The organism is Actinoplanes sp. NPDC026670, assembly GCF_040638175.1.
Classification (GTDB): domain Bacteria; phylum Actinomycetota; class Actinomycetes; order Mycobacteriales; family Micromonosporaceae; genus Actinoplanes.
Window position 1 is genome coordinate 1 of sequence record NZ_JBEZXU010000049.1, and the last position, 22,717, is coordinate 22,717.

The window sequence follows — 22,717 nt, forward strand, 5'->3', positions numbered from 1 at the left end:
GGTGGTGGTGCGGGTGGTGGTGCGGGCAGCGGTGCGGGCGGTGGGGGTGGTGGTGGCGCGGGCAGCGGGCGGTGCGGGTGGTGGCGCGGGCGGCGGTGCGGGCGGTGCGGGTGGTGGTGCGGGTGGTTTCGGGGTGGGTCAGGTGATCACCACGGGGGTGCGCCACGCCGGGCGGGCGGCGTGGTCGAGGTCGTGGCGGACCGACGCGATCCGGCGGACTGCCTCGGCCAGGTCGTCGGCCGGGAGGGTGAACGGCAGGCGGAGGAAGCGTTCCAGCGTGCCGTCCAGGCCGAACCGCGGGCCGGGCGCCAGCCGCACCCCGACGTCCTCGGCGGCGCGGGACAGGGCGCTGGAGATCGGGCCGTCGAGCTCCGCCCAGAGGGTGACCCCGCCGCCCGGCACCACGAACCGCCACTCGGGAAGCTGTTCGCGCAGGGCCGCCACCAGGGTGGCCCGGCGGAACCGGAGCTGGGCGCGGCGGGCCGCGACGATCTCGTCGGCGTTGCGCAGCAGGTGTACGGCGACGAGCTGTTCGAGGACGGGGCTGGCCATGTCGACGCCGACCCGGATGGCGGCGAGCCGCTGCACAAGCGGGGCGGACGCGCGGACCCAGCCGATCCGGAGGCCACCCCAGTACGCCTTGCTCATCCCGCCGATCGACGTGACCCGGGAGTGCCTGTCGAAGACGGCGACGGGTGGCGGCATCGCCGGGTCGTCGAGGGGCAGGTCCACGAAGGACTCGTCGACGATCAGGTCGGCGCCGGTCGAATGCGCCGTGGCCACGAGACGTTCGCGTAGTTCGGTGGGCATGAGGTGGCCGGTCGGGTTGTGGAACTCCGGGATCACGTACGTCATCCGGGGTTTGATCTGGCGCAGCGCGCCGAGGAGCATCTCGCCGTCCCAGCCGTCTTCGATGTCGAGGCCGTGGGTGCTGATCCGGGCGCGGCGGGCGGCGAGCGCGGCCAGCGCGTTGGGGTAGGTGGGCGTCTCGACCAGGACCGGCGCGCCGACCGGGACGGACAGCCGCAGCACCAGGTCGAGGGCCTGCTGGGTGCCGCTGGTGATCAGGATCTGCTCGGGTGAGGTGGGCACGCCGCGGGCGGTGTAGCCGTCGGCGACGGCGGCGCGCAGCTCGGGCAGGCCGGTCGGGTGGTAGCCGGCGCTGCCTAGGTAACGGGGCAGGTCGTCGGCGGCGGCGCGGGCGGCCGGGACGATCTCGACGGGGGCCGCGGAGGCCGCGCAGCCGAGGTCGATCATGTCGAGGTCGTCCTCGGGGGTCCACAGGCCGGACGAGGCGACGCGGTGCCCGTTGGGCAGGGTGGTCCAGCTGCCGGCGCCGCGGCGGCTGGCGAGGTGGCCGGTCTCGCGGAGCGCCCGGTAGGCGGCGGACACGGTGGTCCGGCTGATGGCGAGGGCTTCGGCGAGCTCCCGTTCGGCGGGGAGGCGGACGCCGAGAGCGAGCCGTCCGTCGGAGAGCAGGCCGCGGACGGCGCCGGCCAGAGCTGCGTAGTCGGGGCTGCGCCGCCGGCCGGGCAGGGCGTGCCACCGGCCGAGCAGACGGGCCAATTGGTCTCCACGTACCGACGTCGTCATAGCCACCTCCGAAGAATTGGCACTTTAGCATTGGCTGATTGGCATCAAGAGTGGCTGTTATGAACCTGTACCGTCGCGTCCCCCAGCTCTTCGCGGGGCTGGTCCTCTACGGCGTCAGCATGGCGCTGATGGTCGAATCCGGTCTCGGCCTCAACCCGTGGGATGTCTTCCACCAGGGCCTCTCCGAGGTCACCGGGATCAGTTTCGGCTGGATCGTGCTGCTGGTGGGCGTACCCGTGCTGCTGCTCTGGATCCCGCTGCGACAGCGACCGGGCCTTGGCACGGTGGCCAATCTGCTGGTGGTGGGTTTCGCCGCGGACGCGGCGCTGGCGGTGCTGCCGGCCGGTCAGGCCATGCCGGCGCGGATGGGCTATCTGGTCGGCGGGATTCTGCTGAACGGGTTCGCAACAGGCCTCTACATCGGCAGCCGGATGGGTCCGGGGCCGCGCGACGGGCTGATGACCGGGCTGGCCGCACGGTTCCCGAGAGTGCCGTTGCGGGTGATCCGGACCGGCATCGAACTGACCGTTCTGGGCGCCGGTTTCCTGCTCGGCGGCACGGTCGGGGTCGGCACGATCGCCTATGCGCTGGCCATCGGCCCGCTGGTGCATCTGTTCCTCCCGCCGCTGACGGTTCCGGAGGCAGCCCCCAGTGATCTTCCGGACACATTCGCTTCCCGGTGAGGCCACCGCACGGCATCATTGCGGCATGGGGGCCGGTGGCTGGAACTGGAACGACGCATGGATCTTCGTCTCCGCTGTCATCGCCGAGCGCCTGGAGCGCGACCGGGCACTGCACGCCGCGCTGCCGGTGACCGGCGCGACACTGGCCGACGTGCTGGCGGCGGCCGACTTCCTGCACCACAGCGTGCCGGAGCGGGCCGAGCTGGAGGAGTCGGTGCGCCGGCTCGCCGGGGCCGGGCTGATCACCGTGGAGGACGACCTGATCCAGGTCGCCCCGCCGGGTGAGCAGCTGTGGCGGACCCGCCCGTTCAGTGGCCTGTCGTCAGCGGTGATGACCTTGCAGGCCCAGCTCAACCGACTGGCCGAGCCGGGCGACGCGGACTGGTCGCTGGACGAGCAGAGTTATAACGCCGCCGTCCGTGAGTACAGCCTGCGGCTGGCCGACGGCCGATAGATTCCCCCTTCACGCGAACAGTTAGCATGCGTCAAGGCTTGCCTCCGGCGGGCTTTCGTCCGGCGGAGAGTGTGGGTGAGCCCGATGGCCAACGCGGTGAACGCACCACACAGTCTGAGCATCGCAGACGCCCTGCGAATGATTGAGCAGGGGCGCTTCCGGATCCCGTCTTTTCAACGGCCCTTCACCTGGTCGGTACGGCAAACCATCGCCTTCTTTGAAAGCATCGTGACAGGTCTGCCGACAGGAGCGCTTGTCGTCCTCGAAAATGCGGCAGAGCCCGAGGAAGTGCAGATCGGCTTCACCACAGTGCGGGCCCCCGCCGATCCGTTCGCATGGTGGATCGTTGACGGATCGCAACGTCTCGGCGCCCTGGCCTCGGTTCTCCTCACCGGAAATTCCCGCAAAGGATCGATCCGGCTGGCCTACGACCTTGAGACCGGCGACCTGATCGAACGGCGGCAGGACTCCGCTCAAACACATCAACTGCCGCTCGACGTGGTCGCGAATCAGGTCTCCTTCTGGCAATGGGTCAATGACCAGGGCGCATACCTGGGTCATTACATCGATCGGGCTGTCGACGTACGAGCCCGAATCATGGATTATCAACTGACGCTGGTTCGCATGCTCGGGGCCGGTGCCGAAACCGCTGCGGACGTCTTCGTTCGATTGAACTCGACCGCAGTCAGCCTGACTCGCACGGATCTGTTTCACGCGAGGCATCCGGGTTCACAAGCGGACTCGGGTTCGACCCTTCGTGCCAGCAGCCGCCGCCTTTCCACCCTGGGCACCGGCCGCGTTCCAGCCGAAGCCATTCTCGACGTGATGCTGGCGCTGGGAGAGGCCACCGAACCGGCGGAGCTTCTGGCCGAAGGGAACACCCGGCTACTGACAGATGCCGAACCCGCGATCGCGAGAAGTATCGCCTGGCTTCGCGACGAGGCAGCCATCCCGCACCTGTCCGTGTGGCAGAGTCACCTGAACCTCCTGCCGGCGATCGCCCGATTCTTTCACCTGAACCCAGCGGCATCGACCCGGTCCCGGATCCTGCTGCGCCGATGGCTGTGGCGCACGATGTCTCGGCCTTCCGAGCAGGTCCAAGGCTATATCCGTTCCGCGGTGCGCGGCAATGACTCGATGGACGCCTTCCGGCTGCTGCAACATGTCTCAACGAAGAAGCCCGAGCGGACGGTGTTACGTCACGTCGGCCACCCGTTGGCGCTCACGATCCTGGAGCCGCGTTCGCTGGCCAATGGCCAAGCGATCGATGTCACCACGGTTCTGGAACGCTTTGGGAAATCAGCGTTTCGGAGACTGGGCGGCGTTTCGATTCTGTCCCCTCACGACGAAGGCCCCCTGGAGGAGCGTGTTCTCGCCGCCGTCGACGATCCGGACCTTCTGGCCGGCCACGCCTTGACCTCGACGATCGCTCGGGGCTTGGCCTCCGCCGAGCCGATCGGCTTCCGGCAGGCCCGCAAGGATCTGCTCGCCGAGTATGCATCCACAGCAATCGCACGGTGGGCGGAATGGGGTGCGTCGGATCGCCCCGCCATCAGCGATCTGCTAGTGGACGACGATCTCGTCGTTGACGATGAGACGAGGGAGGACATGGACCTCTGATGATCAGCGAAAAAACACACCGCCTGGACATTCGCCTGCACGACATCCATGTCGGCGAGATGTTGCTCCGGGGGAACAACATCCGATTCATGCCCGATGGCAATTTTTTGCAGCAGATCCCGCGGCCGGTTCTGGGGCAGACCTTCGAGGATGATCCGGCTCGTATCCGCTCGACACATCAGCGGCTGACCCCCTGGTTCTCCAACCTTCTTCCGGAGAAGGCCGGCCCTCTTCGCGAGATGGTCGCACGCCAACTGGGTGTCCATCCCGAGCGTGAGTTCTTTCTCCTCGCCGGTCTGGGCCACGATCTGCCGGGCGCCGTCACCGTTCACCTGGCGGAGGAGGAAAGTACCGCCGATGTGCCAGCCGAGAACCCTGACGACTCGGAATCCTTTCGCGGCGTCCGCCTGAAGTTCTCGCTAGCCGGTGTCCAACTGAAGCTCTCCATGCTTCGAGGACGGCGGGGGTTGACCTTTCCCGCCAGCGGTGAGGGCGGAGACTGGATCGCGAAGCTTCCCTTTCATGACTTCCGACAAGTCCCCGAAAACGAGTACTCCATGATGACCTGGCTCAAGGAGTCCGGAGCCGATGTCCCCGCCATCGAACTCATCCCCGCACAGGACGTACACGGGATACCTGACGGGCTCGTCGACCCCGGCACCAAGGTGTTCGCCATCGAACGGTTCGACAGAACGCCTCAGGGACGACGACACATCGAGGACTTCGCCCAAATCCTCGATCTGTATCCGGAGCAAAAATACCAGAAGGCCAACTACGAGACGATCGGCCGAATCCTCCTCAGCCTGTCCGGTGAGGAAGCAGTGCGGGAATTCGTACGCAGGTTGGTCGCCGCTGTCCTCATGGGTAATGGCGACGCCCACCTGAAGAACTGGTCGTTGCTGTACACCGCAGACCAAAAAATCCGGCTCAGTCCAGCGTACGACTTCGTTTCCACAGTCGTCTACCAGCCCTTCCGTGCCGACACGTTGGCATTGAACCTCGACCGTTCGAAACAATTTTCCGACATCACACCGGATAGTTTCCGACGCCTCGGCGAACGGATAGGTTATCCCCGGCCTGAGGAGTTGGCGTCCCTCGCGGCCGAGTTCGTCGAGATCATGCGATCGACCTGGTCCCGCCTAGCAAAGGAACTTCCATTGTCCCGAGACATGGGAGGCATGATCAACGAACGTCTGACGACTCTGCCATTGGCCTGCATGAACTGACGGTCAGCGGACCGGGTTGCCGGCTGCCCGGAGGCTGTCCTTCACCTCGCCGATCGTCAGGTCACCGAAGTGGAAGACGCTCGCCGCGAGCACCGCGTCCGCCCCCGCCTCGACCGCCGGGGCGAAGTGCTCCACCGCGCCCGCGCCGCCGCTGGCGATCACCGGGATGTCGACGACGGCCCGCACGGCCCGGATCAGGTCGAGATCGAAACCGGCCTTGGTGCCGTCGGCGTCCATCGAGTTGAGCAGGATCTCCCCCGCGCCCAGCTCGGCCACCCGCGCGGCCCACTCGATCGCGTCGAGCCCCGCGCTGCGCCGGCCGCCGTGCGTGGTGACCTCCCACCCGCTCGGCTGCCCGGCCGACCGCCGCACGTCCAGCGAGAGCACCAGCACCTGGTTGCCGAACCGCTCGGCGATCTCGCGGATCAGCTCAGGGCGGGCGATCGCCGCCGTGTTGACGCCCACCTTGTCGGCGCCGGCACGCAGCAGCACGTCCACATTCTCCGGGGAGCGGACACCACCGCCGACGGTGAGCGGGATGAACACCGTCTCCGCGGTCCGCCGGACCACGTCGAGCATCGTGCCACGATCGTCGGAGGAGGCCGTGACGTCGAGGAAGGTGAGCTCGTCGGCCCCGGCCGCGTCGTAGGCGGCGGCCAGCTCGACCGGGTCGCCGGCGTCGCGCAGGTCGACGAAGTTGACGCCCTTGACCACCCGGCCGGCATCCACGTCCAGGCAGGGAATCACACGCACGGCTACCGTCATGCCTCAACCCTAACCAGTGCTTTCGTGGCGACCGGCCGGGCCCTGACCAATCCCAGAAGCACCCCGCCGACCACCAGGACACCGCCCGCCACCTCGATCGGGTGCACCGGCTCGCCGAGGAACAGGGCGGCCGACGCGATCCCGAAGAACGGCACCAGCATCGAGAACGGGGCGACGGTGGCCGCGCCGTACTTCTTGAGAAGGAATCCCCAGGCGGCGAAGCCGGCCAGGGTGGAGATCAGCGCGATGTAGACCAGCGACAGCACCGCCGGGGTGTCGATCGCGCGCAGCGCGGCGAGGTCGGCCGCCGGGCCGTCGAAGATCAGGGTGAGCACCACGAGCGGGCCGGTGGCCACGGCGCTGACCCAGACCATGAAGCGCAGCGTGTCCGGCGGGGACGCCTTGCGGGTGGCGACGTTGGACAGTCCCCACGCCGCGGCGGCGCCGATGACCAGCAGGAAGGCGGGCAGTGGCGCGGTCGTGCGGGCCGCCACCAGGACCACCCCGGCGACCGCGACGGCCAGCCCGGCCACCTGCACCGGCCGCGGCCGTTCCCGCAGCAGCAGCACGGCGAAGAGCATCGTGAAGACGGCCTGGCTTTGCAGGACGAGGGAGCTGAGACCGGCCGGCATGCCCGCCTCCATCCCGATGAAGAGCAGGCTGAACTTGGTGACGGCGAGGATCAGCGCGACCGCGATCACCCAGCGCCACGGCACCTGCGGGCGGCCGACCAGGAGCAGGGCCGGGAAGGCGGCCAGGGCGAACCGGAGAGCCGAGAAGAGCAGCGGCGGGAAGGCGTCCAGCCCGACGTGGATGACGACGAAGTTGAAACCCCAGACGGCCGCCACGGCGACCGCCAGAGCCAGGTCACGAGCTCTCATGAGGTCCAGCCTCGCCCGGCACGACAGTTAAGCACCAGCAAAATAACCTACACCCAGGATGTAGCATCGCTACATGATTGACCTGGGGCGGTTGCGGGCGCTGCACGCGGTGGCGAGTTACGGCACGGTCCTGGCCGCGGGTCAGGCGCTGCACTGCACACCCTCCGCCATCTCCCAGCAGATCGGCAAGCTGGAACGGGAGACCGGCTCCGCCCTGGTCGAGAAGGACGGGCGCCGACTGCGGCTCACCGAGGCCGGCCGGCTCCTCGCCGATCATGCCGAGCGGGTGCTGACCAGCCTCGACGAGGCGGAGGCAGCCCTCGCCGCCCACCGCGACACGGTCACCGGGCGGCTCACCATCTCGACCTTCGCGACCGCGTGCCGGGCCCTGTTGCCGCACGCGCTGCGCACCCTCACCACCGACCATCCCGGCCTGAGCATCAGCGTGATCGAGGTCAACCCGCACGAGGGCGTGGAGATGCTCCGCCGCGGCCACGTCGACCTGGCCGTCCTCGACGACTGGCCGGAGGTGGCGCTGCGCTACCCGGACGGTGTCAGCAAGGTCACGCTCGGGGAGGATCACGCCGACCTGATCGTGCCCAGCGACCATCGGCTGACCGGGGAGGCGACACTGGAGGACGCCCGGCACGAGCGATGGATCGGCGTCCGGGCCGGCGACGTCTGCTACGAGTACCTGATCCGCAGCCTGCCGGGCGTGATCCCGGATTTTCAGGTCGGCGAGTTCGAGACCCAGCTGACCCTGATCGCCGCCGGACTGGGCGTGGGGCTCATCCCACGGCTGGCCCGCGCGGAGCTGCCACCCGGCACCCGATCCGTCCGGATAAATCCGATACCTACCCGCCGGGTGGTGCTGGCCTGGCGCGACACTTCAGCGGCCCGGCCCGCGATCCGGGCCGCCGAAGAGGCACTACGTGAAGCGTGGCGACTCAACCGAGAACGGCAAGAGCTTCTCGTACGGTGAACGCGCCCGCGTAGAGCGCCTTCCCCGCGATGACCCCCTCCACCCCGACCGGCTCCAGCGTCGCCAGGGCACGCAGGTCGTCGAGCGTGGAGACACCACCACTGGCGATGATCGGCTTGTCGGTGGCCGCGCACACCTCACGCAGCAGGTCCAGGTTCGGGCCGCGCATGGTGCCGTCCTTGGTGATGTCGGTGACGACATACCGGGACGCGCCCGCCTTGTCCAGCCGGGCCAGCACCTCGTACAGGTCGCCGCCGTCCCGGGTCCAGCCCCGCGCCGACAGGGTGCGGCCGCGCACGTCCAGGCCGATCGCGACACGGTCGCCGTACTCACCGCAGATCCGGTCGCACCACTCCGGGTCCTCCAGGGCGGCGGTGCCGATGTTGACCCGCTGGGCGCCGGTGGCCAGCGCCCGGGTCAGCGACTCGTCGTCCCGGATGCCGCCGGACAGCTCCACCTTCACGTCGAGGCGGCGCACCACCTCGGCGAGCAGCTCCGCGTTGGAGCCCTTGCCGAAGGCGGCGTCCAGGTCGACCAGGTGGATCCACTCGGCGCCGTCGTTCTGCCAGGCCAGCGCGGCTTCCAGGGGGTCGCCGTAGGCGGTTTCCGAACCGGCGGCCCCCTGCACCAGGCGGACGGCCTGGCCGTCGGCGACGTCGACGGCGGGCAGCAATTCGAGGGTCACGTGTTTCTCCCTAAGAGACCTTCAGGCACGGCGGCCGAGCACCACGACGACGAGGGCCGGCACGCCGAGAACGAGCATGGCGGTGAGAATGATGCGGAGGCCGAGTTCCGGGACGAGGGTCCAGACCGCGGCGACGGCGAGCAGCGTGACGACCACGATGCCGATCCGCTGCCGCCGGCTGCGGTGATAGAGCCGGCCGTCCCGCCCGAAACGCGGCTTCAGGCCACGGAGGAACGCCCGGCGGCGCTCACGACGGACCGTCCGCCGGGCCCGGACCGCCTTCTCCTTCTCGAGAACGGCGAGCCGCTCGGCCCGCCGTCTCGCGCGTTCCTTGCTCACAGCCCGGCGACCCAGTTGCTGAGCAGCCGGTAACCGGAGTCGGCCGACTTCTCCGGGTGGAACTGGGCGGCGCTCAGCGCGCCCGCCTCGACCACCGCCGCGAACGGCAGGTCGTGCGACGCGGTGGTCACCAGGGCGCCATTCAAAAGATCAAGATCCTGCGCGGCGTACGAGTGGACGAAGTAGAACCGGGCCTCCGCGTCGAGCCCGGCGAGCAGCCGTGACCCGGACGGAACGTCGACCGTGTTCCACCCCATGTGCGGGATCCGCTCGGCCGACAGTTTCGTGACCGAGCCGGGCAGCAGGCCGAGCCCCTTGGTCTCCACCCCGTGCTCCACGCCCGACTCGAACAGGATCTGCATGCCGACACAGATGCCCAGCACCGGCCGGCCGGCGGCGACCCGCTCGGCGATCACCGGCCCCGCGTTCAGCGCCTCGATGCCGGCCATGCACGCCGCATAGGCGCCGACACCGGGGACGACCAGCCCGTCCGCGGCTGCGGCGGCCGACAGATCACTGGTGACGGTGACGTCCACGCCGGTCCGGGCCACCGCCCGCTCCGCCGAACGCAGGTTGCCCGACCCGTAGTCGAGAATGACGACGCTCGGCGCGGTCACAGCACACCCTTGGTGGAGGGCAGCGCGCCGGCGTTGCGCGGGTCGATCTCGACAGCCTCGCGCAGCGCCCGGGAGAACGCCTTGAACTGGGCCTCCACCACGTGGTGGGCGTCCGGGTGACCGCCCGGGCGGCAGGCCCGCAGCACGTCCACGTGCAGGGTCACCTTGGCCGCGTGGCCGAACGCCTCGAAGATGTGCCGGGTCATGCTGGTCGCGTAGACCGGGCCGATGTACGGCACCAGCAGCGGCTCGTCGTGCACCACGTAGGCCCGGCCGGACAGGTCCACGGCCGCCCGGACCAGCACCTCGTCCATCGGGATGGTGGCCGACCCGTACCGCCGGATGCCCCGTTTGTCGCCGAGCGCCTGCGCGAAGGCCTCGCCGAGCGCGATCGCGGTGTCCTCGATGGTGTGGTGCGAGTCGATCTCCAGATCGCCCTCGGTGCGCACGGTGAGGTCGAAGCCGCCGTGCTTGGCGATCTGGTTGAGCATGTGGTCGTAGAAGCCGACCCCGGTGTGCAGGTCGCCCTTGCCGGTGCCGTCGAGGTCGATCTCGACGAGCACTTTGGTCTCGTTGGTGACGCGGTCGATACGGCCCACACGGCTCACAGCAGGATCTCCTCGGCGGCGTTCAGGAAGGCGGTGGTCTCGGATTCGGTGCCGGCGGTGACCCGCAGCCAGCCTTTCAGGCCGACGTCGCGGATGAGGACGCCCCGGTCGAGGAACGCCTGCCAGGCGGCTTTCTGATCGTCGCCGGTGCGGAAGAGCACGAAGTTGGCGTCGCTGTCCGCCACCTCCACACCCCGCCCGCGCAGAGTGGCCACGATCCGGTCGCGCTGCACCTTGATCTGCTCGACCGTGGCCAGCAGCGCCTCGCTCTGCGACACGGCGGCCCGCGCCGCGGCCTGGGTCAGCGCGCTCAAGTGGTACGGCAGGCGCACCAGCTGAACCGCGTCGACCACCGCCGGGTCGGCCGCGAAGTAGCCCAGCCGCCCGCCGGCGAACCCGAACGCCTTGCTCATCGTCCGGGTCACCACCAGGCGCGGGTGGCCCGGCAACAGCTCGATCGCGCTGCGGGTGCCACTCCGTGCGTACTCGAAATAGGCCTCGTCGACCAGCACCATGCCGCGCGCCGCACCGAGGACCGCGTCGATCACCTCAGGATCGAGCGCGGTGCCGGTCGGATTGTTCGGCGAGCAGAGGAAGACCAGGTCAGGGTCGTGCCGGTGGATCTCGGCGACCGCCGCGTCGGCCCGCAGCCCGAAGTCGGGGTCGCGCAGCGCGCCGATCCAGCGGGTGCCGGTACCGGCCGCGAGCAACGGGTGCATCGAGTAGGACGGGCCGAACCCGAGCGCCGTGCGCCCCGGCCCGCCGAACGCCTGGAGCAGCTGCTGCTGCACCTCGTTCGACCCGTTGGCGGCCCAGACACCCTCGAAGCCCAGGCCGTGGCCCAGGTAGGCGGCCAGGTCGGTGCGCAGCCCGGCCGCGTCCCGGTCGGGGTAGCGGTTGAGGTCGGCCAGCTCGGCGTCGAGCCGCTTGCGCATCTCCTCGACCACCGGCTGCGGCACCGCGAAGGCGTGCTCGTTCGTGTTCAGCCGGACGGCGACGTCGAGCTGCGGCGCGCCATACGGCGTCTGGCCGCGCAGATCGTCACGGATCGGCAGATCGTCGATGGTGGTCACCTGTCGAACCTCGCCTTCACCGCGTCACCGTGCGCCGGCAGGTCCTCGGCGTCGGCCAGGGCCACCACGTGCCGGGCGACGTCACGCAGAGCCTCCTCGGTGTACTCCACGACGTGGATGCCCCGCAGGAAGGACTGCACCGACAACCCGGACGAGTGCCTGGCGCACCCGGCAGTCGGCAGCACGTGGTTGGACCCGGCCGCGTAGTCGCCGAGCGACACCGGCGCCCACGCCCCCACGAAGATCGCCCCGGCGTTGCGGACCCGCATGGCCCACTCCCGCGCGTCCCGCGTCTGGATCTCCAGGTGCTCGGCCGCATACTCGTCGACCACCCGCAGGCCCTGCTCCAGGTCGTCGACCAGCACCACACCCGACTGCTCACCGGTCAGCGAGGTGTGCACCCGCTCGGCGTGCCTGGTCGCGGCCACCTGCTTCGCCAGCTCGACCTCGACCGCCTCGGCCAGCTCGATCGACGGGGTCACCAGGACCGAAGCGGCCAGCGGGTCGTGCTCGGCCTGGCTGATCAGGTCGGCGGCGACGTGCCGCGGGTCGGCGGTGTCGTCGGCCAGGATCGCGATCTCGGTAGGGCCGGCCTCGGCGTCGATCCCGACGCGGCCCTGGAGCAGCCGCTTGGCCGCGGTCACCCAGATGTTGCCCGGACCGGTGATGACATCGACCGGCTCGCACCGGTCGGTCTCGTCGAGACCGTCGGAGCCGTAGCCCAGCATCGCGATCGCCTGCGCGCCGCCGACGGCGTAGACCTCGGTCACCCCGAGCAGCGCACACGCGGCCAGCACCCGCGAGTCGGGCAGGCCGCCGTTGGACGCCTGCGGCGGCGACGCCACCACCAGGCCCTCCACACCGGCCTCCTGGGCGGGCACCACATTCATCACCACGGTGGACGGGTAGACGGCCAGGCCGCCCGGCACGTAGAGGCCGACCCGGCGGACCGGCACCCAGCGCTCGGTCACCGTGCCGCCGTCGACCACCTGGGTGGTCACGTCGGTGCGCCGCTGGTCGGCGTGCACCTTACGGGCCCGCTTGATCACCTCGAGCAGCGCGGCGCGCACGTCGGGCTCGAGCGTCGACTCGGCCGCGGCGATCGCCTCGGCCGGCACCCGCAGGCGCTCCAGGGTGACGCCGTCGAACCGCTCGGTCGCCTCCCGGATCGCGCTGAACCCATGCTCATGGACCGCCTCGACAACCGGGCGAATCCGCTCGACGGCCACGGAGACGTCGAGCTGGGCACGGGGCAGCAGACCACGCGGGTCACGGCGGGAGCCGCGCAGGTCGATCCGATTCAGCACCCGGCCAGTCTATGCGGCCACCCAACCGGGTTTCCGCCGCCAGTGGCCCCGGCCCAGGCGTTGGGATCCGGTGGGTTGACCATGGTCGCGTGCCGACTAGGCTGAGAGCGTGAGCGATCGGCTGCCGGTCTTCCCGCTGAGCACGGTGCTCTTTCCCGGTCTCGTGCTGCCTCTGCACATCTTCGAGGAGCGTTACCGCACCCTCGTTCGTGAGCTGGTGGCCAAGTCCGAGGGGACACCGCATGAGTTCGGCGTGGTCACCCTCAGGCATGGCAGCGAGGTCGCGCCCGAGCCCGGGGAGGACGGCGCCGTCCCCACCCCACCGGTCGGCGCCGCCGACCTCTACGACGTCGGCTGCACCGCCGAGCTGCGGCACGTCACCGAGCTGCCGGACGGCCGTTTCGACATCATGACGGTCGGCCGCCGCCGCTTCACCGTGCTCAGCGTCGAGCAGGGCGCCGAGCCCTATCTGACGGCCCACGTCGAGTGGCTGCCGGAGGACGACGAGCCCACCGCGGCCGCCCAGCTGCTGGCCCCGCGGGTGCTGACCGCGTTCCGCACCTATCTGGAGCTGCTGCGGCCCAACAGCGAGGTCCTGGAGCAGGTGCCGGACGATCCGACCGTCCTGTCCCACCTGATCGCGGCCACCGCGCAGCTCACCGTGGAGGAGCGGCAGATGCTGCTGGCCACCCCGGACACCGCCGGCCGCCTCCGCACCGAGCTGCGCATCCTCACCCGCGAGGCGGGCCTGCTGGCCCGGGTCAGGGCGGTGCCGGTCCCGCTGTCCGATCTGGCGCGGCCGGCCAGCCCGAATTAACCCCTCATCGGGTACGAGCCAGGCGCCCTCAACCACACCCACCCCGTCCCGGGCCTACACCGCGACGCAACCCCGGTCCGGACCGAAACGCGCCCGCCGGGCTGATGCGGCCCCCTCCGGCCGAACACCGTGCCGTCCGCCCGCCGGGCTCCATCGCCTTCTCGGGCCGGACGCCATCGCCCCAGCGCCTTCTCAGGCGGACGGCATCGCCCCAGCGCCTTCTCAGGCGGGCGCCATCGCCTCAACGCTCAATCAGGCCGGGTGGCGTGGCTCCGGTCGCTGCTCAGCCCCGCTGTGGGCCTGTCCCGGCGCGTCGAAGGCCGCCGCGCCCGGGGATTCCAGGCCCGCTCCGCCGCCGTTCGCCTGGCCGGGTTCCGTCTCCGGCCGCTCGCCGCCGGCCGGCGGCGCATATGGCGAGGATTCCCCGGCCGGTGGCGCATATGGCGAGTAGTCGCCGCCTGGCGAGCCGTCGCCGGCCGGTGGCGCATAAGGCGAGTAGCCGTCGCCGGCCGGTGGCGCGTAGGGCGCGTGGCCGCCGTCGTGCGGGCCGTAGGGCGGGTACATGTGGTTGGGCCCGTAGCCCGGCTGCGCCCCCGGATGGTCGAGGTCCGGGTCGTTGGACCAGCCGGCCAGCAGGGTCAGCACGACCGCCGCGATGAACGCCGGCACCAGTTTCGGCCCGAGCGACTGCACCTGCGGCGGCGCCAGATAGGTCGCCCCCTGGGCCGCCACCTCCCGCCACTCCTGGTAGGCGCCGCGCCCGAGGAACTCCCCCACCGCCGGGGCCACCCAGCGACCGGCCAGGAAGGCCCCGCCGACGATGCCCAGCAGCAGGAACGGCCCCCGGTCACGGCGCATCACGAGCCACGCGGCGATCGTCACGATCAGCCCGAACCCGAGGCCGAGGAGCGTGAACCAGCCGTCGGCGGCGATGTACTGCTCGGGGGACGGATCGGTGACCACGATCGAGCCGTCGGCCAGTTTGACCACCGGCACGGACGGCGCCACCCAGCCCCAGAGCAGGCCGAGGAGCGCCCCGAGGACCACGATGGCCACCGCCACACCCACGCCGGCCGCCAGCGACCGCCGCCACGGCCGGGGACGGCCCTCCAACCGGACCCACTGCCGCCAGTCGGGCCGGGCCGGTCTCTCGAAAGGCGCCTGCCCCTCGAAGGACGCCTGACCCTCGTAAGGTGCCGGCCCCTCGAAAGGCGCCGGTCCCGGGAGGGGCTGGGACGGGCCGGCCGGCTGCTCGTTCGGGTACGCCACCCTACGATCCTTCCAGATCCGCCGGGGCCGTCAGGCGACGGCCGACGGGCCGAGGATCATCTTCAGATCCGCACGCAGGGCCGGTGTCGCCGCGACCCGGACGCCGCCGAGCCGCATGACCGTGGTCCGGCTGCCGTTCTGCAGATGAACGTGCACCTCGGTGTCGCCCGGGTGGCTGACCAGGATCTCCTTGAGCGAGTCGACCATCGGCGGCGTACACCTGGTGATCGGCATGGTCAGGGTGACCGGCTTGCTGTCCGGGTTGTGAGAGATGTCGGGGATGGAGATGTCCATCGCCATGATCCGGGCCTGGTCGTCGCGCCTGTCGATACGTCCCTTGACGACCACGATCGCGTCCTCGGCGATGTACTGGCCGACCAGCTCGTAGGTGTTCGGGAAGAACAGCGCCTCGACCCCGCCGGCCAGGTCCTCCAGGGTGGCCGACGCCCACGACCGGCCCTGTTTGGTGATCCGCCGCTGGACGCCGGTGAGGATGCCGGCCAGCGTGACGACCTGGCCGTCCGGGACCGAGCCCTCCTCGTTGAGCGCCGCGATGCTGGTGTCGGCGGCGTTCGCGAGCATCATCTCCAGGCCGGCGAGCGGGTGGTCGGAGACGTAGAGGCCGAGCATCTCGCGCTCGAAGGCCAGCTTGTCGCGCTTGTCCCACTCGCTGTCACCGATCGGCGGCATGCTGACCGCGGCCGACCCGCCACCGCCGGCGTCGTCGCCGAACGCCCCGAACAGGTCGAACTGCCCGGCCGCCTCGTTGCGCTTGACGTCCGCGTACGCGTCGATGGCCTCGGCGTGCACGGCGAGCAGGCCTTTGCGGCTGTGCCCCATCGAGTCGAACGCGCCCGCCTTGATCAGCGATTCGATCGTCCTCTTGTTGCAGACCACCGCGTCGACCTTGGACAGGAAGTCGTAGAAGTCGTTGTACTCGGATTTGTCCTTGCGGCACCTGACGATCGCCTCGACCACGTTGGCGCCGACGTTGCGGACCGCGCCCAGGCCGAACCGGATGTCCTTGCCGACCGGGGTGAACGGACCGGCCGACTGGTTCACATCGGGCGGCAGCACCTGGATGCCCATGCGCCGGCACTCGGCCAGGTACATGGCCATCTTGTCCTTGTCGTCGCCGACGCTGGTGAGCAGACCGGCCATGTACTCGGCCGGGTAGTGCGCCTTCAGGTAGGCGGTCCAGAAGGACACCAGGCCGTACGCCGCCGAGTGCGCCTTGTTGAACGCGTAGCCGGCGAACGGCACCAGCACGTCCCACACCGCCTGGATGGCCTCGTCGGAGTAGCCATGCTCGCGGCAGCCGTCCCGGAACGGCACGAACTCCTTGTCGAGGATCTCCTTCTTCTTCTTGCCCATCGCCCGGCGGAGCAGGTCGGCCTGGCCGAGGCTGTAGCCGGCCAGGATCTGCGCGGCGCGCTGCACCTGCTCCTGGTAGACGATCAGGCCGTAGGTCGGCTCGAGGATCTCGCGCAGCGGCTCCTCCAGCTCCGGGTGGATCGGGGTGATCTCCTGGAGCTTGTTCTTGCGGAGCGCGTAGTTGGTGTGCGAGTCGACGCCCATCGGGCCGGGACGGTAGAGCGCCAGGACGGCCGAGATGTCCTCGAAGTTGTCCGGTTTCATCAGGCGCAGCAGCGAGCGCATCGGCCCGCCGTCGAGCTGGAACACGCCCAGGGTGTCGCCGCGGGCCAGCAACTCGTACGCCTTAGGGTCGTCCAGCGGCAGTTTCAGCAGGTCGAGTTTCTGGCCGTGGTTGAGCTCGACGTTACGGTTCGCGTCGTCCAGGATGGTCAGGTTGCGCAGGCCGAGGAAGTCCATCTTCAGCAGGCCGAGCGTCTCGCAGGTCGGGTAGTCGAACTGTGTGATGATCACGCCGTCGGTGGCCCGGCGCATCAGCGGGATGTGGTCGATGATCGGCTCGGCGGACATGATGACGCCGGCGGCGTGCACACCCGTCTGCCGGATCAGGCCCTCGATGCCGCGGGCGGTGTCGATGACCTTCTTGACGTCCGGGTCGGTCTCGTAGAGGCCGCGGACCTCACCTGCCTCGTTGTACCGCTTGTCCTCTTTGTTGAAGATGCCGCCGAGGGTGATGCCCTTGCCCATGACGTCCGGCGGCATCGCCTTGGTGATCTTGTCGCCGACCGCGAACGGGTAACCCAGCACCCGGGCCGAGTCCTTGATCGCAGCCTTGGCCTTGATCGTGCCGAACGTGGCGATCTGGGCGACCTTGTCCTCGCCCCACTTCTCGGTGACGTAGCGGATCACCTCGGCCCGGCGCCGGTCGTCGAAGTCGATGTCGACATCGGGCATCGAGATGCGCTCGGGGTTGAGGAACCGCTCGAAGATCAGGCCGTGCGGGAGCGGGTCGAGGTCGGTGATGCCCATCGCGTACGCGATCAGCGAACCGGCCGCCGAGCCACGCCCCGGGCCGACCGCGATGCCGTTGTTCTTCGCCCACTGGATGAAGTCTGCGACCACGAGGAAGTACGCCGGGAAGCCCATCGAGATGATCACGCCGAGCTCGTAGTCGGCCTGCTTGACGTGGGTCTCCGGGATGCCGTCCGGGAAGCGCTTGCGCAGCCCTTCGAAGGCCACGTGCCGGAAGTACTCCTCCTCGGAGAAGCCGTCCGGGATCGGGAACCGGGGCATCAGGTTCTTGAACGTGAACATCCCCTCGATGTCCACCTTCTCGGCCACCAGCAGGGTGTTGCGGCAGCCCTCCTGCCACGCCTCGGAGGAGTCGACGGCGCGCATCTGGTCGGCCGATTTCACGAAGTAGCCGGAGCCGTCGAACCGGAACCGGTTGGGGTCGGCCACGTTGCTGCCGGTCTGCACGCACAGCAGCACGTCGTGGGCGGCGGACTGCTCCTCGTGCACGTAGTGCGAGTCGTTGGTGACCAGCGGCGGGATGTTGAGCTTCTTGCCGATCTCGAGCAGGCCGTCGCGGACCCGCCGCTCGATCGACAGGCCGTGGTCCATGATCTCCAGGAAGTAGTGCTCCTTGCCGAGCGCCTCCTGGTACATCGCGGCCGACTTGAGCGCCTCGTCGAAGTGCCCCAGCCGCAGCCGGGTCTGCACGATGCCGGACGGGCAGCCGGTGGTGCCCATGATGCCCTCGGCGTGCTCCGAGATGATGTCGAAGTCCATCCGCGGGTACTTACCGAGCTGGCCCTCCATGGAGCCGCGCGAGTTGAGGCGGAACAGGTTCTTCAGGCCCACCGCGTTACGCGCCCACATGGTCATGTGGGTATACGCACCGTTACCGGAGACGTCGTCCGATTTCTGCTCCGGCCGGCCCCACTTGATGCGCTTCTTGTCCAGCCGGGACTCCGGCGCGACATACGCCTCGACGCCGATGACCGGGGTCACGCCGGCCGCCTTGGCCTGCGTGTAGAAGTCATACGCACCGTGCATGTTGCCGTGGTCGGTGATCGCGGCGGCCGGCATGCCGAGCCGTTTCGCCTCCGTGAGAAGTTCCTTGATCCGGGCCGCCCCGTCGAGCATTGAATACTCTGTGTGCACATGCAGGTGCACAAACGAGTCAGACACCCGAACCCCCCTCTTGGCGAATGACAGCCCAGGAAGCCTAGCCCCGGCGTACGACAGAACCTACTCCGCGAAGGGCTCCAACATCACCGACGCCGCGCGCAGCCAGGCCTGCCGGGTCTCCTGTTGGAGATCGCCGTACTCGATGGAGGAGCCGACCTCCAGGGCCGGGTCGTAGGGCACCACCGCGACCGCCCTGGTCCGGGTCGCGAAGTGCCGTTTGAAGTCCTCCAGGAGCGGCAGGTGGCCCGGCGAGGGACAGGAGATGAGCGTCACGGCGTTGGCCACCATCTCGCCCTGCCCGCCCTCCTCCAGCACGTCGAGCATCCAGTCGGCGGTGAACGCGGCGTCCTCGCGGGGCACCGTGGTGATCACCAGCTGGTCGGCCGACCGCATCACGGTCTGCCAGTTCACGCTCTCCACGTTGTTGCCGGTGTCGACGCAGATCACGTCGTGGGTCCGGCGGAGCAGGTCCATCACCCGGCGCACGGTGCCCTGATCGAGCCGCTGCGCGAACCGTGGGTTCTCCTCGCCGGCGAGCACGTCGTACGACCCGTCGGAGGCGTGCCGCAGGTAGGCGTCCAGCTCCTGGAGCAGGGCGTCGCCGTGCAGGGCCTCGATCCGCATCAGATCGGCCAGCAGGTGTTTTATCGTGCGCGCGTGCCGGGCGCTGCCGGCCCGCAGGCCGAGGGTGCCACGCAGCTCGTTGTCGTCCCAGGCGAGCACGCCCCGCCCGCGGACGCTGCCGATGGTGGCGGCGGCCAGCACGGTCGCGGTGGTCTTGTGCACGCCGCCTTTCGGGTTGGCGAACGCCAGCACCCGGGGCTTGCCCAGCTTGCGCCGCATCACCGAGACGGCGCGGTCCATCCCGTCCTCGGCACGGGTCTGCCGCCACTCGATCCGGGCGGCCGCCGGGGCCGGGGAGACCGGCGCGGAGGCCCGGCTGGGCGCCTGGGCCGGCATCTGCGGCTGCGGGGGCGCCGGGGCCGGGGCGGCCGGCGGATACGCCTGCTGGGGCGCGTAGGCCTGAGCGGGCTGGCCGTAACCGTTCGGCGCCGGCGGGGCGTAGCCGTTGGGCTGGCCGTAGCCGTTCGCCGGATAACCGGCGCCGTAGCCGGGCTGGGCCGGCTGCTGCGGGGGCGGGGACTGCTGCGCCGGCTGCGGCTGGGACCGCTGCGACGGCTCGAAGAAGCTGTGCTGCTCGGGTTCGCGCCGGCCCTGCCAGCGCGGGTCGAGCGGGTTGATCGGCCGCTGCGGAACGGCTGGACGCTGCGGCTCGGCCGGGCGCTGCGGCTCGGCCGGCTGGCGCTCGAAGCCGCCGCCGGGCTGCTGGGGCGCCTGCCGCGGGTCGAGCGGGTTGACCGGACGGCCCACCGACGCCGAGCCACGGGTCGGCAGCTGCTGGCCCCACTGTTGCTGCTGCTGTTGCTGCGGGGGTGTCTCCGGCTGCTTGGGCGCCTCTTCCGGCTCCTCGCTGCGGCCGGCATGCCGGGCACGGTCGAGCAGCGCCCGCCAGCGCGGGGCTGGTTCCGCAGGCCGGCCCCAGCCGGTCTCGGTCCCGTCCACGGCTCGTCCTTTCTGCGCCTACCCGGCATCTTTCACGGCGATGGTCTCGCTCGCCCCTGACAGGCTACGGATGAGACCTTATTCGGGCCACCGGCCGACCGCCCATCCCCCGGTCGTTCTTGATCACATGCTGCCGCACCGGTCGTGCACGAGCCTCCGGCCGAACGTTTCGGGGATGCAAAACCTAACGGCCGGAATCCCCGCCGGACGCCTCGGGAGTCACTCCCGCACCCTCATGAGCTGGACTCGCGTCCGCTGCCGAGGGTACGGCACCCAAGCCGTCGGAAGGGAATACGGCAGGCGAGGGTGTCCCGCCTGAATAGTCGGGTGAGGCGGATGTCACATCCACCTCGATCGACGACGGTAACGGTGCGGGACCCGCTGAGGCAACGCTCACCATGGGGGATGGCACGGCGGACGGATCCGGCGAGGCCACGTCCACCTCCTCGGGCAACGGCGGGCGGAACTCGGTACGGTCCAGATGCCGCACCTCCGGCGCCGGGTCCACCACGCGCACCCAGGGCCGCGCCGAGATCCCGTCGAGCACCGCGGGCGTGGCGCGTACCACCGCGGCGAAGACGCACTCACAGCCCGCCCGGTAGGCGGCGGCCTCCTGGGCGGCCACCCGGGCCGCGCTCTGATAGGCCGCCCGCAACCGCGCCTCGGTCCGCCCGTCCCCGGTCAGTTCTCCGCCCAGCCGCTGGTAATCGGCCTGTTCCTGGTCACGGGCCCGGGCCGCGCCGATCATCCCGGCGGTCACGTCGGCGGGCAGCTCGACCACCGGGATCCGGACCACCGGGGTGCGGGCGTCCTCCATCGGGACCCGGGTGTAGACCTGGGCCACCTGGGCGCCGGCGAGCATGCCGGGCAGCCCGTCCGGGGCCGCGTACCTGTTGAAGGCGACCAGCGCCCACGTCTCGGCCCCCGGCCCGCTGTTCAGCCGGGCCAGCTCGTCCTGCGAGGAGCGGAGGTAGCCGCTGATCGACTGACCCTCCACCACACCCACCCGGAGCACGTCGCCGGTCTCCTCACCGGCCGGCAGGTCCCGGTCGGCCCAGAAGACCACGAGGACCAGTGCACCGATAGCGGCCAGCGACACTCCGGTCATGATCTGCAACCGGAGCGCCGCGGCCCCGAATCTGACGAGGACCGCCCGCATACGGGTCGCGGGGCCCACGTTCACTCCCGACGGTCAGCCGGCGTCCTGGAGGACGTCCAGCGCGTGTTTCAGGTCGTCAGGGTAGTCGCTGACGAACCGCACCTCCTCATACGTTCGGGGGTGTGCGAATGCCAGTTCCCGGGCGTGCAGCCACTGCCGGTCCAGTTTGAGCCGGGCGGCCAGGGTCGGGTCGGCGCCGTACGCGGTATCACCCACACACGGGTGCCGCATCGCCGACATGTGCACCCGGATCTGATGTGTACGCCCGGTCTCCAGCCGCACGTCGACCAGGCTGGCCGACCGGAACGCCTCGATCGTGTCGTAGTGGGTGACGCTCGGCTTGCCGCTCGACATGACCGCGAACTTCCAGTCCGCGGTCGGGTGCCTGTCGATCGGCGCGTCGATGGTGCCCCGCAGCGGGTCCAGGTGCCCCTGGACCACGGCGTGGTACCGCTTCTCCACCTCGCGCTCCTTGAAGGCCCGCTTCAGCACGGTGTACGCGTGCTCGCTCTTGGCCACCACCATCAGCCCGGTGGTGCCCACGTCGAGCCGGTGCACGACACCCTGGCGCTCGGCGGCGCCGCTGGTGGCCACGTTCTGCCCCATCGCGGCCAGCCCGCCGATCACGGTCGGGCCGGTCCAGCCGGGACTGGGATGGGCGGCGACACCGACCGGCTTGTCGACCACCACGATGTCGTCGTCGCTGTAGATGATGCCGAGGCCGTGCACCGGCTCGGCCACCACGGTGGGCGGCGCGACCGGCGACGGGAGGGTCACCTCCAGCCAGGAGCCGGCCACCACCTTCTCCGACTTGAGCCGGGGCACACCGTCGACGAGCGCGTCACCCGACTCGACGAGGGTGGCCGCCGCGGTCCGGGAGAGGCCGAAGAGCCGGGACACGGCCTGGTCGAGCCGCATCCCGTCGAGCCCGTCCGGCACCGGCAGGGAACGCTGCCCGCTCACGCCGTCTCCTCCGTAGCCGCCGAGGCCGGCTTCTTCTTCTCGTTCACCAGGCGGGTGCCGTCGCGCTGGCGGCCGGTCAGCTCCAGCAGCACGGCCAGGCAGACCCCGACGGTGAGGCAGCTGTCGGCGATGTTGAAGACCGCGAACTTCTCCGCGTACGGCGCGAAGAGGCTGATCATGTCGACCACATGGCCCTGGAACGGGCCCGGCGCACGGAACAGCCGGTCGCCCAGGTTGCCCAGGGCGCCGCCCAGCACCAGGCCGAGGGAGATGCCCCACGGCACCGACCGCAGCCGGGACGCCAGCCACCCGATCACGCCGACCACCACCAGGGTAATCACCGGGAAGACCCAGGTGTAGTCACTGCCGAGACTGAACGCGGCTCCGCCGTTGCGCATCAGTGACAGATAGATCAGGCCACCGAGGATGCGGACCGGCTCGCCGGGATCCAGGTTCTCGGTGGAGAGGTGCTTGACCCACTGGTCGACCGCCACGGCGATGCCCGCGGTCGCGGCCAGCACCGCCACCGCACGGGGTTTGAACCGT

General features: G+C 70.1%; 21 protein-coding genes. 6 read left to right on the forward strand and 15 right to left on the reverse strand.

Features of this window, described 5'->3' with window-relative positions:
* Positions 1 to 138: 138 nt before the first annotated feature.
* Complete coding sequence (locus AB0E94_RS36085) at positions 139 to 1,593, reverse strand: PLP-dependent aminotransferase family protein (protein WP_360335814.1); 1,455 nt, start codon at positions 1,591 to 1,593, stop codon at positions 139 to 141.
* 59 nt (positions 1,594 to 1,652) lie between these two features.
* Here AB0E94_RS36085 and AB0E94_RS36090 point away from each other — a divergent pair, with 59 nt between their 5' ends.
* The 4 genes from AB0E94_RS36090 to AB0E94_RS36105 all read left to right on the forward strand — a co-directional run bounded on the left by AB0E94_RS36090 (position 1,653) and on the right by AB0E94_RS36105 (position 5,576).
* Positions 1,653 to 2,276 carry a hypothetical protein gene (locus AB0E94_RS36090; RefSeq protein ID WP_360335816.1) on the forward strand — a complete coding sequence of 208 codons (624 nt, stop codon included), beginning with the start codon at positions 1,653 to 1,655 and terminating at the stop codon, positions 2,274 to 2,276.
* Between the two features lie 25 nt (positions 2,277 to 2,301).
* Complete coding sequence (locus tag AB0E94_RS36095) at positions 2,302 to 2,730, forward strand: hypothetical protein (RefSeq protein WP_360335818.1); 429 nt, start codon at positions 2,302 to 2,304, stop codon at positions 2,728 to 2,730.
* 84 nt (positions 2,731 to 2,814) lie between these two features.
* Positions 2,815 to 4,350 (forward strand): DUF262 domain-containing protein, encoded by a 1,536-nt coding sequence (locus AB0E94_RS36100; protein WP_360335820.1) that lies wholly within the window; start codon positions 2,815 to 2,817, stop codon positions 4,348 to 4,350.
* Positions 4,350 to 5,576, forward strand: coding sequence for a type II toxin-antitoxin system HipA family toxin (locus tag AB0E94_RS36105; RefSeq protein WP_360335822.1), 1,227 nt, complete (start codon positions 4,350 to 4,352; stop codon positions 5,574 to 5,576). Before AB0E94_RS36100 ends, AB0E94_RS36105 begins: the two co-directional genes overlap by 1 nt.
* Before the next feature lie 3 nt (positions 5,577 to 5,579).
* Here the strand turns inward: AB0E94_RS36105 and hisF are convergent, their stop codons facing one another.
* Both hisF and AB0E94_RS36115 read right to left on the reverse strand, forming a co-directional pair.
* Positions 5,580 to 6,341, reverse strand: a complete 762-nt coding sequence (hisF, locus tag AB0E94_RS36110; protein ID WP_360335824.1) for an imidazole glycerol phosphate synthase subunit HisF — start codon at positions 6,339 to 6,341, stop codon at positions 5,580 to 5,582.
* A complete protein-coding gene (locus tag AB0E94_RS36115; protein ID WP_360335826.1) occupies positions 6,338 to 7,222 on the reverse strand; it encodes an EamA family transporter in 885 nt (294 codons plus the stop codon). Before AB0E94_RS36115 ends, hisF begins: the two co-directional genes overlap by 4 nt.
* A gap of 73 nt (positions 7,223 to 7,295) precedes the next feature.
* Here AB0E94_RS36115 and AB0E94_RS36120 point away from each other — a divergent pair, with 73 nt between their 5' ends.
* Positions 7,296 to 8,204 (forward strand): LysR family transcriptional regulator, encoded by a 909-nt coding sequence (locus AB0E94_RS36120; RefSeq protein ID WP_360335828.1) that lies wholly within the window; start codon positions 7,296 to 7,298, stop codon positions 8,202 to 8,204.
* On the opposite strand, the gene priA is transcribed toward AB0E94_RS36120, so the two are convergent.
* Genes priA through hisD form a run of 6 tightly spaced genes read right to left on the reverse strand, consistent with a single transcriptional unit; the run spans position 8,170 to position 12,833 of the window.
* Positions 8,170 to 8,889: a bifunctional 1-(5-phosphoribosyl)-5-((5-phosphoribosylamino)methylideneamino)imidazole-4-carboxamide isomerase/phosphoribosylanthranilate isomerase PriA gene (priA, locus tag AB0E94_RS36125; RefSeq protein WP_360335830.1), complete on the reverse strand. Its 720-nt coding sequence runs from the start codon at positions 8,887 to 8,889 to the stop codon at positions 8,170 to 8,172. The genes AB0E94_RS36120 and priA overlap by 35 nt on opposite strands.
* Positions 8,890 to 8,910: 21 nt before the next feature.
* On the reverse strand, positions 8,911 to 9,228 hold the full coding sequence (locus AB0E94_RS36130; RefSeq protein ID WP_360335832.1) for a hypothetical protein: 318 nt from the start codon (positions 9,226 to 9,228) through the stop codon (positions 8,911 to 8,913).
* On the reverse strand, positions 9,225 to 9,845 hold the full coding sequence (gene hisH, locus AB0E94_RS36135) for an imidazole glycerol phosphate synthase subunit HisH (protein ID WP_360335834.1): 621 nt from the start codon (positions 9,843 to 9,845) through the stop codon (positions 9,225 to 9,227). Before hisH ends, AB0E94_RS36130 begins: the two co-directional genes overlap by 4 nt.
* Positions 9,842 to 10,453 (reverse strand): imidazoleglycerol-phosphate dehydratase HisB, encoded by a 612-nt coding sequence (hisB, locus tag AB0E94_RS36140; RefSeq protein WP_360335836.1) that lies wholly within the window; start codon positions 10,451 to 10,453, stop codon positions 9,842 to 9,844. The genes hisH and hisB overlap by 4 nt, the downstream gene beginning before the upstream one ends.
* Positions 10,450 to 11,526, reverse strand: a complete 1,077-nt coding sequence (locus AB0E94_RS36145; protein ID WP_360335838.1) for a histidinol-phosphate transaminase — start codon at positions 11,524 to 11,526, stop codon at positions 10,450 to 10,452. The genes hisB and AB0E94_RS36145 overlap by 4 nt, the downstream gene beginning before the upstream one ends.
* Positions 11,523 to 12,833 carry a histidinol dehydrogenase gene (gene hisD / locus AB0E94_RS36150; protein WP_360335840.1) on the reverse strand — a complete coding sequence of 437 codons (1,311 nt, stop codon included), beginning with the start codon at positions 12,831 to 12,833 and terminating at the stop codon, positions 11,523 to 11,525. The genes AB0E94_RS36145 and hisD overlap by 4 nt, the downstream gene beginning before the upstream one ends.
* Before the next feature lie 109 nt (positions 12,834 to 12,942).
* On the opposite strand from hisD, the gene AB0E94_RS36155 reads away from it, so the two are divergent.
* Complete coding sequence (locus AB0E94_RS36155; RefSeq protein ID WP_360335842.1) at positions 12,943 to 13,650, forward strand: LON peptidase substrate-binding domain-containing protein; 708 nt, start codon at positions 12,943 to 12,945, stop codon at positions 13,648 to 13,650.
* A gap of 252 nt (positions 13,651 to 13,902) precedes the next feature.
* On the opposite strand, the gene AB0E94_RS36160 is transcribed toward AB0E94_RS36155, so the two are convergent.
* The 6 genes from AB0E94_RS36160 to lspA all read right to left on the reverse strand — a co-directional run bounded on the left by AB0E94_RS36160 (position 13,903) and on the right by lspA (position 22,698).
* Positions 13,903 to 14,919 carry a hypothetical protein gene (locus AB0E94_RS36160; protein WP_360335844.1) on the reverse strand — a complete coding sequence of 339 codons (1,017 nt, stop codon included), beginning with the start codon at positions 14,917 to 14,919 and terminating at the stop codon, positions 13,903 to 13,905.
* A 30-nt stretch (positions 14,920 to 14,949) separates the two neighbouring features.
* On the reverse strand, positions 14,950 to 18,486 hold the full coding sequence (dnaE, locus tag AB0E94_RS36165; protein ID WP_360335846.1) for a DNA polymerase III subunit alpha: 3,537 nt from the start codon (positions 18,484 to 18,486) through the stop codon (positions 14,950 to 14,952).
* A 60-nt stretch (positions 18,487 to 18,546) separates the two neighbouring features.
* Positions 18,547 to 20,049 (reverse strand): AAA family ATPase, encoded by a 1,503-nt coding sequence (locus AB0E94_RS36170; protein ID WP_360335848.1) that lies wholly within the window; start codon positions 20,047 to 20,049, stop codon positions 18,547 to 18,549.
* A gap of 184 nt (positions 20,050 to 20,233) precedes the next feature.
* Positions 20,234 to 21,226: a hypothetical protein gene (locus AB0E94_RS36175; RefSeq protein WP_360335850.1), complete on the reverse strand. Its 993-nt coding sequence runs from the start codon at positions 21,224 to 21,226 to the stop codon at positions 20,234 to 20,236.
* A 15-nt stretch (positions 21,227 to 21,241) separates the two neighbouring features.
* Positions 21,242 to 22,126: an RluA family pseudouridine synthase gene (locus AB0E94_RS36180; protein ID WP_360335929.1), complete on the reverse strand. Its 885-nt coding sequence runs from the start codon at positions 22,124 to 22,126 to the stop codon at positions 21,242 to 21,244.
* A gap of 41 nt (positions 22,127 to 22,167) precedes the next feature.
* On the reverse strand, positions 22,168 to 22,698 hold the full coding sequence (gene lspA, locus AB0E94_RS36185; RefSeq protein ID WP_360335852.1) for a signal peptidase II: 531 nt from the start codon (positions 22,696 to 22,698) through the stop codon (positions 22,168 to 22,170).
* Positions 22,699 to 22,717: the final 19 nt, after the last annotated feature.